The sequence below is a fragment of the Haloprofundus salinisoli genome, assembly GCF_020097815.1.
In the GTDB taxonomy this organism is placed as follows: Archaea; Halobacteriota; Halobacteria; order Halobacteriales; family Haloferacaceae; genus Haloprofundus; species Haloprofundus salinisoli.
This window is the reverse complement of the sequence record NZ_CP083663.1, coordinates 2,882,258-2,897,348: the sequence shown is the minus strand read 5'-3', so window position 1 is coordinate 2,897,348 and position 15,091 is coordinate 2,882,258. Positions and strand designations below refer to the sequence as shown.

14 protein-coding genes are annotated in these 15,091 nt (G+C 66.3%); 6 read left to right on the top strand and 8 right to left on the bottom strand.

All coding sequences use genetic code 11. The annotated features are described in order from the left end of the window. Nucleotides 1–60: 60 nt before the first annotated feature. Both ileS and LAQ73_RS15195 read right to left on the bottom strand, forming a co-directional pair. Nucleotides 61–3,279 carry an isoleucine--tRNA ligase gene (gene ileS, locus LAQ73_RS15200; protein WP_224269102.1) on the bottom strand — a complete coding sequence of 1,073 codons (3,219 nt, stop codon included), beginning with the start codon at nucleotides 3,277–3,279 and terminating at the stop codon, nucleotides 61–63. 92 nt (nucleotides 3,280–3,371) lie between these two features. After that, a complete protein-coding gene (locus LAQ73_RS15195) occupies nucleotides 3,372–3,524 on the bottom strand; it encodes a hypothetical protein (protein WP_224269101.1) in 153 nt (50 codons plus the stop codon). Between the two features lie 15 nt (nucleotides 3,525–3,539). Here LAQ73_RS15195 and LAQ73_RS15190 point away from each other — a divergent pair, with 15 nt between their 5' ends. Next, nucleotides 3,540–3,833, top strand: coding sequence for a hypothetical protein (locus LAQ73_RS15190; RefSeq protein WP_224269100.1), 294 nt, complete (start codon nucleotides 3,540–3,542; stop codon nucleotides 3,831–3,833). 60 nt (nucleotides 3,834–3,893) lie between these two features. On the opposite strand, the gene LAQ73_RS15185 is transcribed toward LAQ73_RS15190, so the two are convergent. The 3 genes from LAQ73_RS15185 to LAQ73_RS15175 are packed head-to-tail and all read right to left on the bottom strand — an operon-like array spanning nucleotide 3,894 to nucleotide 4,839. Then, the gene (locus tag LAQ73_RS15185) at nucleotides 3,894–4,352 is read right to left on the bottom strand and encodes a DUF7992 family protein (RefSeq protein ID WP_224269099.1); all 459 of its coding nucleotides are present in this window, start codon (nucleotides 4,350–4,352) and stop codon (nucleotides 3,894–3,896) included. A gap of 47 nt (nucleotides 4,353–4,399) precedes the next feature. Continuing rightward, nucleotides 4,400–4,564 carry an SHOCT domain-containing protein gene (locus tag LAQ73_RS15180; protein WP_345778388.1) on the bottom strand — a complete coding sequence of 55 codons (165 nt, stop codon included), beginning with the start codon at nucleotides 4,562–4,564 and terminating at the stop codon, nucleotides 4,400–4,402. After that, nucleotides 4,561–4,839 carry a hypothetical protein gene (locus LAQ73_RS15175; protein WP_224270792.1) on the bottom strand — a complete coding sequence of 93 codons (279 nt, stop codon included), beginning with the start codon at nucleotides 4,837–4,839 and terminating at the stop codon, nucleotides 4,561–4,563. Before LAQ73_RS15175 ends, LAQ73_RS15180 begins: the two co-directional genes overlap by 4 nt. A gap of 145 nt (nucleotides 4,840–4,984) precedes the next feature. Here LAQ73_RS15175 and LAQ73_RS15170 point away from each other — a divergent pair, with 145 nt between their 5' ends. The 3 genes from LAQ73_RS15170 to LAQ73_RS15160 all read left to right on the top strand — a co-directional run bounded on the left by LAQ73_RS15170 (nucleotide 4,985) and on the right by LAQ73_RS15160 (nucleotide 9,937). Then, nucleotides 4,985–5,551 carry a sugar O-acetyltransferase gene (locus LAQ73_RS15170; protein WP_224269098.1) on the top strand — a complete coding sequence of 189 codons (567 nt, stop codon included), beginning with the start codon at nucleotides 4,985–4,987 and terminating at the stop codon, nucleotides 5,549–5,551. A 55-nt stretch (nucleotides 5,552–5,606) separates the two neighbouring features. Continuing rightward, a complete protein-coding gene (locus LAQ73_RS15165) occupies nucleotides 5,607–6,062 on the top strand; it encodes an acyl-CoA thioesterase (RefSeq protein WP_224269097.1) in 456 nt (151 codons plus the stop codon). A gap of 236 nt (nucleotides 6,063–6,298) precedes the next feature. Further along, on the top strand, nucleotides 6,299–9,937 hold the full coding sequence (locus LAQ73_RS15160) for a PAS domain S-box protein (RefSeq protein ID WP_224269096.1): 3,639 nt from the start codon (nucleotides 6,299–6,301) through the stop codon (nucleotides 9,935–9,937). Nucleotides 9,938–10,022: 85 nt separating this feature from the next. Here the strand turns inward: LAQ73_RS15160 and LAQ73_RS15155 are convergent, their stop codons facing one another. The 3 genes from LAQ73_RS15155 to LAQ73_RS15145 form a co-directional block, all read right to left on the bottom strand. Next, nucleotides 10,023–10,478 carry a bifunctional nuclease family protein gene (locus tag LAQ73_RS15155; protein ID WP_224269095.1) on the bottom strand — a complete coding sequence of 152 codons (456 nt, stop codon included), beginning with the start codon at nucleotides 10,476–10,478 and terminating at the stop codon, nucleotides 10,023–10,025. Between the two features lie 134 nt (nucleotides 10,479–10,612). Beyond that, the gene (locus LAQ73_RS15150; RefSeq protein WP_224269094.1) at nucleotides 10,613–11,230 is read right to left on the bottom strand and encodes an ArsR/SmtB family transcription factor; all 618 of its coding nucleotides are present in this window, start codon (nucleotides 11,228–11,230) and stop codon (nucleotides 10,613–10,615) included. Between the two features lie 53 nt (nucleotides 11,231–11,283). Further along, nucleotides 11,284–12,636 (bottom strand): glycerate kinase type-2 family protein, encoded by a 1,353-nt coding sequence (locus LAQ73_RS15145; RefSeq protein WP_224269093.1) that lies wholly within the window; start codon nucleotides 12,634–12,636, stop codon nucleotides 11,284–11,286. 126 nt (nucleotides 12,637–12,762) lie between these two features. Here LAQ73_RS15145 and LAQ73_RS15140 point away from each other — a divergent pair, with 126 nt between their 5' ends. Continuing rightward, a complete protein-coding gene (locus LAQ73_RS15140; protein WP_224269092.1) occupies nucleotides 12,763–14,439 on the top strand; it encodes a TraB/GumN family protein in 1,677 nt (558 codons plus the stop codon). Continuing rightward, nucleotides 14,421–15,035, top strand: coding sequence for a zinc metalloprotease (locus LAQ73_RS15135; protein ID WP_425601134.1), 615 nt, complete (start codon nucleotides 14,421–14,423; stop codon nucleotides 15,033–15,035). Before LAQ73_RS15140 ends, LAQ73_RS15135 begins: the two co-directional genes overlap by 19 nt. Nucleotides 15,036–15,091: the final 56 nt, after the last annotated feature.

Here is a 15,091-nt window from a genome sequence, read left to right as displayed (position 1 = left end):
GGCTGTAAAACAGTTCTGGAACTGTCTCCCAGCTGAATATACGAGGACGGTGCGCGCCGGTCAGTCGTCCTGTGCGGACGCGGACCGCTCGGCGACGCGGGCGATGCCGATGGTCACGTCGACACCTTCGACGTCCCACTCCTCGCGGAGGTCGAACTCCTCGCTTTCGTCGACGTACTCGCTGGTCCGCGTCTCCTCGGCGATGAGCTCCCTGTTCTCGTCGACGAACTCCGCGACCCGGTCGTCCGCGACGTCGACGTAGGCGCGGATGGTCTCCTCGACGTCGAGGTCGAGTTGCTTGCGCATCTCCTGCATCCGACGGACGACGTCGCGGGCGTAGCCTTCGGACTCGATATCGTCGGTCAACCGGGTGTCGACGTACACCGTCCCGCTCTCGAACTCGGTGGCCGAGAGATACTCGGGGGGTTCGGTGTGGAACTCGACCATCTCGTCGTCGAGTTCGTACGTCTCGCCGTCGACGTCGACGACGAGGTCGCCGTCGCCGTTCGGCGGCGAGCCTCCGGTCGCGTCGCTCCCGGAGACGCCGCCCCGCGTGAGTTCGTCGCGGGACGCGCCCTGCACCGCGCCCATCACCTTCTGGGCGTCGCCGCCGAAGGCGGGGCCGATGACGCTCATCTGCGGGTCGGCGGTCTCGACGAGTTCGTCGAAGCCGTCGACAACTTCGAGCGACCGGCTGTTGACGCGCTCCAGGAGGAGCGATTCGAGCGAGCGAACCGAGTCGGCCACCTCGTCGGCGGTCGTCTCGACGACGATTCGCTGGACGGGCCAGCGGAGTTTGCGGCCGCCCTGCTGGCGGGCGTTCGCCGCCGCTTCCTCCACTCTCCGGAGGACGTCCATGTCGGCCTCCAGTGTGGGCTGGTGGAACCGGTCGTCGACCTCGGGTGCCGAGAGCATGTGCACCGTCGTCTCGCTGCCGTCGAGGTGCTGGTACATCTCCTCGGCCAGGTAGGGAGCAACCGGCGCGATGAGCCGCACCGTTTCGAGCAGCACCGTCGAGAGCGTGGCGTACGCGCCGCGCTTCGAATCGGAGTCCTCCTCCTCCCACATCCGCTCGCGGATGGCTTTGACGTAGAACCGCGAGACGTCGCCGACGACGAACTCGAGCACCTCGTTCAACGCGTCGTGGACGCGGAAGTCGGCCCACGCCTCGTCGACGTTCGCTTTGACCGACTGCAGTCGGGAGAGCACCCACTCGTCGACGACGGTGAGCTCGCCGTCGCTCAGGTCGGCCTCGGCGGGGTCGTAGCCGTCGAGGCGCATGTATGGCAGCGGGAATCGGAAGACGTTCCAGAGGATGTTGAGCGTTGACTGCATGTCGGCGAGGCCCTCCCACTCGAACGAGAGGTCGACGCCCTGCTGGTCGTGGCTCAACAAGTAGGCGCGAAGCGGGTCGCGGCCCGCGCGCTCGATGGCCTCCTCTGGCGTGACGATGTTACCGACGGACTTCGACATCTTTCGGCCGTCTTTGTCGTTTGCGAACCCGTGCATCAGCACCTCCTTGTACGGTATCTCGCCGGCCGCAGCGGTGCCCATGCCGAGCTGCGACCAGAACCAGCCGCGGGTCTGGTCGTGCGCCTCGACGATGAAGTCGGCGGGCCACAGCTCCTCGTAGTCGGCCTCGTTGCCGGGGAAGTCGAGCGTCCCCCACGAAGCCACCGAGGAGTCAATCCACACGTCGAACACGTCGGGGACACGCTCGTACGTCGTGCCGTCCTCGGTGATGGTCAGCGGGTCGACGGAAGGTCTGTGGAGGTCGACCGCTTCGGGGTTCACGTCCTGGTCGACGCGTTCGGCGAGTTCCTCGCGCGTGCCGATGACGATGAGCTCGTCGGGGTCCGGCGTGGCGTTGCCCTTCGGCACCCAGATGGGCAGCGGAATTCCCCAGTAACGCTGTCGGGAGATGTTCCAGTCGGGGGCGTCCTCGACGAAATTGCGGAAGCGACTGTCGCGCGCCCACTGCGGGTGCCACTCCGAATCCTCGATGTTCTCCAGCAACTGGTCTTTCACGTCGGTGATGGTGATGAACCACTGGTCGGTGGCGAGGAAGATGATGTCCGTATCGCAGCGCCAACACTGGCCGTAGCGGTGGCGGTGTCGACCCGAGGCGAACAGCAAGCCGTGAGAGTCGAGGTCCTCGATGATCTTGTCGTTGGCGTCGCGGACGAACGTGCCCTCGTACTTCCCCGCCGCTTCGGCGAAGTCACCGTTGCCGCGGACCGGCGAGAACACGTCGAGGCCGAGTTCCTGACCGCGCTCGAAGTCCTCTTGACCGTGGCCGGGCGCGGAGTGGACGAGACCCGTCCGGTCGGCTTCGACGTAGTCGGCGGTGTAGACCTGCCCCGCACCCTCGAAGTCGGCGTGCTCGGGCACTTCCTCGGCGAGCGGGTGGTCGTACTCCCAGCCGACCATCTCTTCTCCCGTCACTTCGTCGACGACCTCGTACTCCTCGTATCGACCCTCTTTCAGGGCTTCCTCGACGACGGGTTCGGCTAGATACAGGAGTTCGCTCTCGCCGTCGCGCTCGGCGCGAACACCCACGTACGTCATCTCACCGTCGACGGCGACGAACGTGTTCGCGGGGATGGTCCACGGCGTCGTCGTCCAGATGACGAGGTTCCCGTCGCGCTCTTTCAGCGGGAACTTGACGTAGATGCTCGGCGACTCGATCTCGTGGTACTCGACCTCGTTGTCGGCGATGGCCGTCTCGCAGCGGGGACACTGGTTGATGGAGCGCTTGCCCTGGCTGAGCAGGCCGTTCTCGTGGACCTGCTTGAACGCCCACCAGCCGGCCTCCATGTACTCCGGCGAGAGCGTCTTGTAGGGGTTCTCCCAGTCCATCCAGACGCCGATGGACTGGAAGTCCTCGTCCATGTTTTCTCTGTTGCGCTCGGCGAACTGCTTGCACTCCTCGATGAACGCCTCCATCCCGTACTCCTCGATGTCGCGCTTGGACTCGAAGCCGAGTTCCTGCTCGACTTTCACCTCGATGGGGAGGCCGTGCATGTCGTAGCCCGGCCGGTCGGTGACGCGGTGGCCCTCCATCCGCTTGCGGCGGATGATGGCGTCCTTTAACGTCTTGTTCCACGCCGTTCCGAGGTGCATCTGCCCCGAGGTGTACGGCGGGCCGTCGACGAAGAAGAACGCGGGGTCGTCGGCGTGCGCCTCCTTCGTCGCCTCGTAGGCGTCCGTGTCGTCCCAGTGCGCCTGCGCCGAGGACTCCACGTCCTCCGGGACGTACTGGTCTGCGACGTCTTCCATACTGGGTGCTGTCGCCCGGCGTATATCAAAACGGTGGTCCCGGGCGTACGGCTGCGGGACGACTCGGGGACGGAGTCAGGGCGCACCCTCGCTCACCGACGAACGACGTTCGGCACTTCCGGACTGCCGTTTTCTATCTCCAGGTACACGTCCCAGACCAAGTCCGACAGGAGGTGGCCGTAGAGGACGACCGCCGTCAAGAGCGCGAGCGTCGGACTGAGAAGCGCGAGCACCGGAAGGAGCACGCCGGCGATGACGACGTGGCTGAGCAGTCGCCGAAGCGTCCCGACGTCGCCCTCTTCGAAGATGTCGTCCTGTCCGGCGAAGACGCGCGTCGGGTTCCGGAGACACTCACGGGCGGCGCGCCAACTCCCGGTGTTGATGCGGGCGACCAGAAAGTGGTCGAAGTCGATGCCGACGCCGACGACCGCCGAGTACGCGAGGACGAACCAGAGCGGAAGCGAGGTGTCGACGGCGAGGACGAACAGCGCGCCGAGCGCCAGCGAGATGACGAGATGGTGTTTGGAGTAGATAACGAGTCACCTGCCGTGTGAGTCACGCGGAGAGGTGAAGAATCCGGCGGGCGTCTCCGACGCGGCGGAGGAGTCGCGTCGTCAGCCGAAATCGGGTAAATCGTCGGGCGCTTCGAACTCCGCTTCCCAGTCGACGTACTCCTCCTTCAGCACGTCGCAGACGATCTGGCCCAGTTCCGTGAGGCCGGCGTTGATAGAGGAGACCGCCGACCAACTGCCGAGGTCCGGGTGGACCTCTCGCTCCTTCCAGTCCTCGGAGATGCCCGGCGCGTGGTAGCCGACCCGGTCGGCGAAGTCGTCCCAGAAGAAGTCGAACTCCGAGACGAGTTCGAGGTCTTCGACGATGGCCCACTCGGATTCGCTGAGTTCCGTCGTCGCCGCCCACTGCTCGAACGCCTCCGTCCACGCGCCCGATTCGAGGAACTCGCCGAGTTCGTCGCGGCGGTAGTCGTCCTCGGCGATGACGTCGGCATCGTCGTACTCGGTCGGGTCGACGGCGGACAGCTCCGGCGGGTCGGGCGTGGAAACGTCGAGTGCCATGGTTCGAGCGTCGCGGGCGAGAGAGAAAAGTACCGCGACGCGGGAGTTCAGCGGGCGGGCGTCTCGGAGAGGCGTTCGCGCTCGCGTCGGCTACTTCGCTCGCGGTGGTCGCGGGCGTCGCCGGGCGTCTCGGTCGACAGCAGGACGTCGAGCATCCGCTCGAACTCCTCGTCGTCGAGGTTCCCCGCGGCGTATCGCTCGCGGAGCGTCAAAAGCGGGTCCGCTTCGGACTCGGGGTCGAACTCGGGCGGCGCGGTACGCTCGCGGTGTCCAGCGTCGAAATCCAGTTCCAGCCCGCCTCGATGCGGTCGAGGAACTGGTCGGGGTCCGCGATGAACACCAGCGTCGCAGACCAGAGGAAGACGTAGGCGATGAGGAACCAGAACCCGGCGTTGACGACGACACCGGCGATGCCGAGGGCGACAAGGCCGGCGACGAGCGTGAGCGAGAGCGGACTCTCCATCGTCTCGCGCGGGAGGGGAGCCATACGATGTGATTCGTCGTATGAGGAAATAAACACTTTCGGTACCGTCTGCCGGACCGGAGTACGTTCGCTGGAGTTTCACGTCGTTCTATTCCTGTGAGTTCAACCCGAACCTACTTTCGCTCGCACACCGAGTCGGCACGCAGACGTGCCCACCGAGAGGGAGAAGATGCTCCGCGGCGATCCCTACGACCCGTTCGACCCGCAACTCGTCGCGGAACGCGACCGAGCGCGGTCGCTCACCCGCTGGTACAACGACACCGAGGAGACCGAGACGGAGACCCGCGCGGCGCTGCTGTCGGAACTGTTCGGCACCGCCGGCGAGAACGCCTTCGTCGAACCGCCGTTTCGCTGCGACTACGGCACACAGACCCACGTCGGCGACGACTTCTTCGCCAACTTCGGCTGCGTGATGCTGGACGTCTGCGAGATACGGTTCGGGTCGCACTGCCTGCTCGGGCCGGGCGTCCACGTCTACACGGCGACGCACCCGCTCGACGCCGAGACGCGCCGCGAGGGCGTCGAGTTCGGCGACCCCGTCACCGTCGGCGACGACGTGTGGATCGGCGGCCAAGCGGTACTCAATCCAGGCGTCTCGGTGGGCGACCGCGCCGTCGTCGCCTCTGGGTCGGTGGTGACGAAGGACGTCCCCTCGGACGTCGTCGTCGGCGGTAACCCGGCGCGGGTGCTGAAGGAACTGGACGCGCCGGAGTAACTGTCACGAACGATTCGACGCCACGTTCATCGGGCTTCCCCTCGAAACGGGAGATATGACCGACTTGATGGAGACGTACATCGAGAACCGGCACCTGATTCAACCGAACGACACGAACAACTACGACATGGCCCACGGGGGCAACGTCCTGAAATGGATGGACACCGACGGCGCGCTGTCGGCGATGCGCTTTGCGGGCCAGACCTGCGTGACCGCTCGGATGGAGCAGGTGAACTTCGTCCAACCCATCCCGCGCGGCGACACGGCGCTGATACAGGCGTACGTCTACAAAGCCGGCGAGACGAGCATCCGCGTCCGTATCAAGGCGTTCCGGGAGAACCCCCAGACCGGCGAGACGGAGTTGACCACCGAATCGCTGTTCGTCTACGTCGCCATCGACGAGGACCACAGACCGTCGCCGGTTCCGGAGCTGACCGTCGAGAGCGAGGAGGGCGAGCGACTTCGGGAGCAGGCGCTGGAGGCGGAGGCGGAGTTGGCGAACGGACGATAGACGCCGGCTCATCGGGCCGTTCTTGGTCCGAGCCCGACTCCCCCTCTCGTCGACACCGCCCGTCTCCCCCGATTCGGACTCGATTCAGTGTGGTCGAACGGCCGAGTGGCCGAACGAACGGGTACTCGACCGGTTGAGCGGCGGGCCGTCGAGCGGGCGTCCGGCTGTCAACTTCGATGTAAGTCACTTATCTGCCCGTTTAGTTTATGGCCTACAGCCTACTGTGAGCGACTACCATGTCTGGGGAGGCTGGGAGCAACAAGCAAACGCCCGCAGAGAGGAACCGAACGCTCCAGCGATACGAGTCGATCATCGAGACGGTCGGCGACGGAATCTACCAACTGGACCTCTCGGGACGCTTCGTCGACGTGAACGACGTCCTCCTCGACGTCACGGGGTACTCGCGCGAGGAACTCGTCGGCGAGCACGTCTCCGTACTGTTAGACGACGACGATACCGCTCGGTTCGCCTCGGATATCCTCGAACTCCTCCGCGAGCCGACCGAGAGCGTGCGAACCCGCGAGATATCGATTCGGGTTCGGGACGGCCGCGAGATTCCGGTCGAAATCAGGTTCGGGCTGCTCACCGAAGAGGGCGAAATGACGGGGACGGTGGGCATCGCCCGCGACATCACCGAACGCCGCGAACGCGAGAGGCAACTCGAGCGCGAACGCGACCTCCTGGAGAACGTCCTCGAAACGAGCCCCGTTCTCATCGGCGTCTTCGATGCCGAGAGCCGCGAGCTCGTCCGCGCGAACGACGCCGCAGCGGAGGTGCTCGACGCCCACACGGACGGCTCGGAGGTGCTTGAGTACACGGCGGGCGACATCCTGGTGTACGACGAGGAGGACGAGCCGATTCCCCGAGAGGAGCGCCCCTACACGTGGGCACTCGAACGGGGCGAACCGGTGTACGATTGGCAGGCGCAGATGGAACACCCCGACGGCGAGCGGCGCTGGTACTCCGTCAACGCGATGCCGCTCGTCGACGACGGAGAGGTCGAACAGGTCGTGGTCGTCGGCGACGACATCACCCAACTGAAGCAGCAGGCCGAGTGGCTGCGGCGCGAGCGCGACGAGCTCCGATCCGAACTCGACGAACTGTTCGCGCGGGTCACCGACGCGTTCTTCGGTCTCGACGCCGACTGGCAGTTCACGTACATCAACGAGACGGCGGAGAAATTTTTGGAACGCTCGGCCGACGAACTCGTCGGCGCGAACATCTGGGAGGAGTTCCCCGAGGCGGTGGGGGGAGCGTTCGAGACCGAGTACCGCCGAGCGATGGAGACGCAGGAGCCCGTCTCGTTCGACGAGTACTACCCGCCGCTCGACGCGTGGTTGGAGGTGCGAGTGTACCCCTCCGAGACGGGACTCTCCGTCTACTTCCAGAACCTCACCGAGCGCAAAGCGCGTGAATTCGAGCTCGAACGTTACGAGACCATCGTCGAAACGGTCGACGACGGCATCTACGCCGTCGATTCGGACGCGCGGTTCGTCCTCGTGAACGACGCCTTCTGCGAGATGACCGGCTACGACCGCGAGACACTGCTCGGCGCGCACGCTACGACGGTCCACGACGACGCGGTCGCGCCACAGGTCGAGCGGATGGCCAGAGAGGTGAGCGAGGGGAGACGCGACGAGGTAATCATCGAACTGGACCTCCTGACGAAAGAGGGCGAGAAGGTGCCCGTGGAGAGTCAGGTCGCCCCGTTCTCGACGGCGGAGAGCGACGGGCGGTGTGGGGTCGTCCGGGACGTCACCGAGCGAATCGAACGCGAGCGGGAACTCGAATCGCGGGTCCGCCAACAGCAGGTCGTCACCGACCTCGGTCAGCGGGCGCTCGCCGAACGGGACCTCGACGCGCTCGTGAAGGCCGTCGTCGTCGCCGTCGCGGAGACGCTCGAGATGGACTACTGCAAGCTTCTGGAGCATCGCCCCGAAGACGAGGAGCTGCGTCTCTTCGCGGGCGTCGGTCGGCACGGGGATATCGTCGACAGCGAGACCGTCGACGCAAAGGAGAACTCACAGGCGGGGTACACGCTGCTCTCGGACGAACCGGTCGTCGTCGAGGATCTCGCTGCCGAGACGCGATTTTCGGGGCCCGACCTCCTGATCGACCACGACGTGACCAGCGGTATGAGCGTCGTCGTCGGTCCGCCCGACGACCCGTGGGGAGTCCTCGGCACGCACGCCACCGAGCGACGGGAGTTCTCGCAGAACGACGTGAACTTTCTACAGAGCGTCGCGAACGTCCTCGCGACGGCCATCGAGCACGCCGAGTACGAGCGGGCGATGGAGGAGAGCGAGCAGCGCTACCGGACGCTCGTGGAGCACTTCCCCAACGGGGGCGTCGCGCTCTTCGACGAGGAACTGCGGTACACGCTGCTGGAAGGGGCCATCTTCGAGGAGTACGACGTACCGAGAGAGCGGCTGTTAGGGGCCGACGTCGCCGAACTCTCCTCGGACGCCGAACTGCGTGACCGCCTCCGCCGGTACTGTCGGGACGCGCTCGACGGCGAGACGACGCGCTACGAGTTCGAGTGGACCGGCCGGGTGTTCCAGGCAAGGACCGTGCCCATCGTCGGCGAGGGCGGCGAACCGTACGCCGGCATGCTTGTGACGCAGGAGATCACGGAACTGCGCGAGCGCGAACGTGAACTCGAACAGCAACGCGAACGACTCGTCGCACTCAACCACCTCAACCGGGTCGCCCGCGACATCACCGAAGCGGTCATCAGCCAGTCGACGCGCGAGGAGATCGAACGCACGGTCTGTGAGGCGCTCGCCTCCACGGACTCGTACCTCTTCGCGTGGGTCGGCGACGTGAGCGCCGAGACGGAGACGGTCTCGCTCCGCGAGGAAGCGGGCGTCGAAGGCTACCTCGACGACGCGACTATCTCCGTCGACCCCGACGACCCGCGGGGCCGAGGACCGACGGGGCGGGCGGCACAGACAGGGGAGATACAGGTCACACAGGACATCTTCTCTGACCCCGACTACGCGCACTGGCGTGAGCGGGCGACAGCGTACGGCTACCGTTCGTCGGCTGCGGTCCCCATCGTGTACGAGGGGAACCTCTACGGCGTCCTGAACGTGTACGCGGGACGAGCGAGGGCGTTCACCGAGGAGGAGAGCGAAGTGTTGGAACAACTCGGCGAGGTCGTCGGACACGCCATCACCGCCATCGAGCGCAAGCGCGCGCTCACGAGCGACCGGCTCACCGAGGTCAACTTCCAGATAGAGAACGTCTTCGAGGAACTCGACCTACGGGTGACCACCGACGACGAGATAACGCTCGACCAGTCGGTCCCGATCGGCGGCGGCGAGTACCTCGTCTACGGTACGGCGAGTGCAGACGACCTCGAAGTCGTGCGGAAGATCACCGAGAAACTGCCACACTGGCGCTCGGTTCGCGTCCTCAGCGAGGGGTTCGGCCGAGCCAAGTTCGAACTCCGGATGTCGGAGCCGCCAGTGCTCTCGGCCATCGCGTCGTTGGGGGGCTACGTCAAGCACGCCAGAATCGAAGACGACGACTACCAGATGCGCATCCACCTCCCGGTCACAGCGGACCTTCGGGAGCTCGTCGAGACCGTCCAGGAGGCGTACCCGGCGGCGGTGGTGCGCTCGCAGCGCCAGATCACGCGTACCGGCGGCTCGAACCAGGCTGCGAGCGCGTTCCACGAGGAACTGACCGAGCGGCAGCGTGCCGTCCTAGAGTCGGCGTACTACGCCGGCTTCTTCGAGTGGCCCCGCGAGAGCACCGGCGGGGAAGTCGCCGAGTCCCTCGGCGTCTCGGCGCCGACGTTCTCCCAGCATCTTCGGAGCGCAGAAAACAAGGTGTTCGGCGCGCTGTTCGCCGAGAGTCCCAACGTCTGAGTCGGCGGGCGCACCCCCGGACCCATCGCAGCGAGATTCGCGCGTCGACACGTCGAGAAGAACGGACGGACGAACTCCGGCGGATTCAGAACTGGTCGTCGTCGTCCGGCGAGAGGTCGATCGCGGAGGGCGGTCGCCCGGCGGCGTCGAGAATCTCGTCGGAGACGTAAATCGGGCAGTCGACTCGAACGGCGAGGGCGATGGCGTCGCTCGGGCGGGCGTCGAAGACGTAGCTCACCGGTTCGCCGTCCTCGTAGCGCTCGGCGTCGAGTTTCGCGTAGAACGTTCCGTCGGTGAGGTCGTCGATGCGGACGCCGTCTATGGCACCGCCGAACTCGGTCACCATCTCGACCAGCAGGTCGTGAGTCAGCGGCCGCTCGAACGGTTCGCCGGCGAGTCCGAGGCGGATGGTCTGTGCCTGGTCGGCCGTGACGAATATCGGAAGGACCTCTTCGCGGGCGCGGAGGACGACGGCGGGGACGTTCGTCCCGTCGGAACCAACACCGACGCCGATGCCTTCTACTTCGGCAGTGTGCTCCATGCTCACACGTTCGTTGTCGAAGGTAAATAGCTACCTGCGACCCGCAACTCGCGCGAACAGACACTACAGACGGAGAGAACCGCAAACGACACAATCAATTTTCTCTATAGGTCAGCGGCGGAGTGTCGAGACGCTCACCGCCGGGCGTACCAGACCGCGAAGGCGAACGCGAGGACGACGAGGCCGCCGAGGAAGAACGCCAGTCCCGGCGGGAAGGCGGGTGCCGTCGACGCAGTCGTCTCGACCGCGGAGGTGGCGACAGTGCTTCCGCCATCAGCACCTTCGGAGGCCGTCTGCGCGAGAAACGGGATCTCACCGGTGGCGACGACCTGGACCACGAAACTGACGGCCGCGAGGATTCCGACGCTCGCCAAGAGGCGTTTCAGCGCCGTCTTCAATCCCGTGCTCTCGGACTCGCGCCCGGCGAACACCACCAGCGGCCGGTCCGACGGCGCGTACACGCTCATCTCACGGCCCTTCTCGGAGTAAACGGTGTCGACGACGCCGACGAGGCCGGCGTTCTCCAGTTTCTTGAGGTGGTACTGGACGTTCTGCAGCGAGGAGTCGACGCGCGAGGCCAACCCCGACGGCGTGTCGGGTTCCTCGTGGAGTTTCGAGAGCAGGGTGCGGGCGGTGTCGGAGGAGAGCGCCGACAGCAGGTCGTCGGCGTCCTCGCTGTCGACGCCGATGACCCGCGGTTCCGCCTCGTCGGCGGCGGAGGTGTCGGGCGTGGAGGGCAACATTCTCGCCATGTCGAGAGAGTATCCAGTCGGTGAACAAAACGGTTTTCGTCAGCGAGTCGACTTCACTCGCCGTCGTCGACGACGAGCACCCGAAGGTCGTTGACGTTCGTCCCCGTCGGCCCCGTCTCGACGACGGCGTCGCGGGCGTCGAGATACGTGAACGCGTCGTTGTCGGCGAGGGCCGCTCGGGCCGCGGCGACGTCGTCGACCGTCTCGGCGTCGACGATGGCCCCGGCAACCTCGGACCCGCCGTCTCGGCCATCGGTGTCTACACTGGCCAAGACGACGTCGGCCCCGTCTCGCCACGCCGTCGCGAACTCGATGGCGGCCGAGAGCGCGAACTCCTGGTTCGGACCGCCGGTGCCGTCGCCGCGGACCGTCACCGTCGTCTCGCCGCCTGAGAACACCACTGCCGGCGGGGACACCGGGTTTCCGGTGAAAATTGCTTCTTCGGCGACTGCGGCGTGCGTCTTCGCCGCTTCCCGCGACTCGCCGCGAACCCGCGAGGAGAGGATACAGCTGTCGTACCCCCGCGACTCGGCTTCGTTTCTGGCGGCGGCGAGGGAACTGAAGTTGCTTCCGAGCAGGACGTTTCGGACCCGGTCGAAGACGGAGTCGTCCGCCCGGGGCGTCTCCGAAATCTCGCCCGCCGCGCCGCGTTCGAGTCGCGTTCGGACGGCTCCGGGCGCGTCGATGTCGTAGCGCTCCAGCACGTCGAGCGCGTCGGCGTAACTCGTCTCGTCGGGGGCGGTCGGTCCGCTGGCGATGACGCTCAGGTCGTCGCCGACGACGTCGCTGAGGACGAGGCCGACCACCGTCGCGGGGGCGGCGGCGCGGGCGAGGCGGCCGCCTTTGATGGCCGAGAGGTGCTTTCTGACGGCGTTCATCTCTCCGATCTCCGCGCCGCTGTCGAGCAGCGCGTCCGTGGCTCGCCGGAGGTCGCCGAGGCTCACGTCTCCGGCGGGTGCGGCCATGAGCGCGCTCCCGCCGCCGGTGACGACAGCGAGGACGAGCGTCCGTTCGTCGGCCGCGTCTGCGAGTTCGAGCAAGCGCCGAGTCACCTCGACGCCGCGTTCGCTCGGAACGGGATGGTCGCCGACGGCGACTTCGATTCGGTCGAGTTCGGCAGGGTCGGGGACGACCACGACACCGCCGGTGATGCGGTCGCGAAGGACGTCCTCCAGCGCGCGAACGACGCCGACGCCCGCCTTGCCGCCGCCGAGGACGACCACGTCGTCGAACTCGCGGAGGTCGTAGCTGTTGTCGTCGATTTTCAACGCCGTGCCGTCGAGCGCCACCGCGTCGGCGACGACGCGTTCGGGGTTCGCCGCGTCGATTCCGGCGTCGAGACAGGCCAGCGCCGTCTCACGGGCGTCGCTGCCGCCGAGGTCGGCAGCGTTGCGCACGAAAGTCATACCGGAGCGTCGCGCGGGAGCGACAAAAGCATGGATGAGGACGGTCCGTCTCCCCCATCGAATTCGTCGAGAGATTCGTTCACGACTCCGACACTGATAACAGGGGTGAACTTGTAGCGGAGGTCGATGAGTAACAGAGCGGAGTCCGCCCCCGAGAAGGGACGCGTGCGCGTCGTCGGCACCGCGCACGTCTCCGCCGAGAGCGTCCGCGAGGTCGAAGAGACCATCGAGGCCGAGCGACCCGACGTGGTCGCCGTCGAGCTCGACGAGGGGCGCTACCGGCAGATGCAGGGCGAGACCCCCGACGACCTCGACCCCAGCGAACTGCTGCAGGGGAACACGGTCTTTCAGTTCATCGCCTACTGGATGCTTTCCTACGTGCAGGCGCAGATGGGCGAGAAGTTCGACGTGAAACCCGGTGCCGACATGCTCGCGGCCGTCGAGACGGCCCAGGACCACGGCATCGACGTGGCGCTGGTCGACCGTGACATCCAGACGACCATCCAGCGGTTCTGGGCGCGGATGGGCTTCATCGAGAAACTGCGGATGGCCGGCGGCCTCGCCTTCGGCGTCACCGACGCTCGCGTCGTCGGTCTCGTACTCGGTCTGCTCGTCGGCGTCGTCGCCGGTCCGGTTATCGCCGTCTTCGGCGGCTTTCTCGGCATCACGGACGCGGTGTTCGTCCGGTCGCTGGGGTCGGCCGCGCTGGGCGTCGTCTCCGGGCTCGCCATCTCCTGGGTCGCCTCCTTCGTCGTCGACGACGGCGACAGCATCTTCGCGGGCATCGCAGGCGGCCTCGCCATCGCGCTGCTCGGCGGCGCGACGCTCGGCCTGGCGGACCCGTTCGTCCAGTCGACGTTCTCCGAGTTCGTGATTCAGGTGGGCGGGAGCCTCGTCCTCGGCATCTCCGGCGGCGTCGTCGTCGGACTGCTCACCGGGTTCGTCCTCGCGGCAACGGGGAGAGACCGCGGCGAAGACATCGAGGAACTCGACATGTCGGAGCTCACCGACACCGACGTGGTCAGCGTGATGATGGAGGAGTTTCGGGCGTTCAGTCCCGGCGGGGCCGAAGCGCTCATCGACGAGCGTGACGCCTACCTCGCGCACAACATCGCCGCCCTCCGCGACCAGGGGAAAGACGTCATCGCCGTCGTCGGCGCGGGGCACAAACAGGGCATCGAGAACTACCTCCGAGACACCGAGACGCTGCCGCCGATGGAGTCGTTGACGGGCGTCGCCAAGAAGCGGGGTATCCCCTGGATGAAAGTTATCGGTACGCTCGTCTCGGTCGGGTTCGTCGCCTTCTTCGTCCTCTTGGCGATGGCGGGCGTCAGAGACGACTTCCTGCTTCGACTGTTCGGCGCGTGGTTCCTCGTCAACGGCATCTTCGCGGCCGGTCTCGCCAAACTCGCCGGAGCCAGATGGTCGTCGGCGACCGTCGGCGGCCTCGTCGCGTGGATGACGTCGGTCAACCCGCTGCTCGCGCCGGGGTGGTTCACCGGCTACATGGAACTGCGCCACACGGCGGTGAACGTCGCCGATATCGGCCGGCTGAACGAACTGCTGACCGACGAGGAGACGCCGCTGGGCGAACTGCTGGGGCAGATGTTCGACGTGCCGCTGTTTCGGCTCATCATGGTCGTCGCCATGACGAACATCGGCAGCATCATCGCCAGCCTGCTGTTCGTGACGTACATTCTGCCGCTGTTCGGCGCGGAGCTCGGCGGCGCAGAGGCCGTCAGCCGACTGATGCTGGAGGGCGCACGCAGCAGCGCCGAACTCATCTGGGGGGCGGTTGCGTGAATCTCACCTTCAGCGGTCGCGAGATGCGCGACCTCGCCGTCGCGTGGGTCGCTCTCGGCGTCGCCTTCGCGCTGTTTTTCGCCGGCGGCGATCCCTTCAGACTGCTCGAACAGGGGCTGGTCTCCGGACTCGTCGTCAGTCTGCTGACGGCGGGCGTCGGCTTCCTGCTGCACGAGCTCGGACACAAAGTCGTCGCCGTCCACTACGGGCAGGTCGCGGAGTTCCGCGCCGACTACAGCATGCTGTTGCTGGCGCTTCTGAGCGCGTTTCTGGGCTTCATCTTCGCCGCACCGGGTGCGGTTCACCACCGCGGGATGCTCACGAATCGTCAGCACGGCCTCATCGCGCTCGCGGGACCGGCGGTCAACGTCGCGTTGGCGCTGCTTTTCATCCCGCTCGCGCTCTCCGTCCCTGCGGGCGGATTCCTCGCCGAAGTCGCCAACCTCGGCGTCATCATCAATCTCTTCTTGGCCGCGTTCAACATGATTCCGTTCGGCCCGCTCGACGGCCGGAAGGTGTTCGGCTGGAGTAAAATCATCTACGTGGTCTTCACCGTACCGACGGTGGGCGTGACGGCGCTTCTCCTCTTCTTCTGAAGGGAGGGGCCTTCGCTTACCAGCGAACGACTATGCGACTCGCGTCCGTCATCGAA

Bases quoted from the DNA above. Each gene is read 5' to 3' on its own strand.
- LAQ73_RS15175 (WP_224270792.1), bottom strand. From the start codon at position 4,839: ATGGCTCCCCTCCCGCGCGAGACGATGGAGAGTCCGCTCTCGCTCACG.
- LAQ73_RS15145 (WP_224269093.1), bottom strand. From the start codon at position 12,636: ATGACTTTCGTGCGCAACGCTGCCGACCTCGGCGGCAGCGACGCCCGT.
- LAQ73_RS15160 (WP_224269096.1), top strand. From the start codon at position 6,299: ATGTCTGGGGAGGCTGGGAGCAACAAGCAAACGCCCGCAGAGAGGAAC.
- LAQ73_RS15140 (WP_224269092.1), top strand. From the start codon at position 12,763: ATGAGTAACAGAGCGGAGTCCGCCCCCGAGAAGGGACGCGTGCGCGTC.
- LAQ73_RS15165 (WP_224269097.1), top strand. From the start codon at position 5,607: ATGACCGACTTGATGGAGACGTACATCGAGAACCGGCACCTGATTCAA.
- LAQ73_RS15150 (WP_224269094.1), bottom strand. From the start codon at position 11,230: ATGGCGAGAATGTTGCCCTCCACGCCCGACACCTCCGCCGCCGACGAG.
- ileS (WP_224269102.1), bottom strand. From the start codon at position 3,279: ATGGAAGACGTCGCAGACCAGTACGTCCCGGAGGACGTGGAGTCCTCG.
- LAQ73_RS15155 (WP_224269095.1), bottom strand. From the start codon at position 10,478: ATGGAGCACACTGCCGAAGTAGAAGGCATCGGCGTCGGTGTTGGTTCC.
- LAQ73_RS15185 (WP_224269099.1), bottom strand. From the start codon at position 4,352: ATGGCACTCGACGTTTCCACGCCCGACCCGCCGGAGCTGTCCGCCGTC.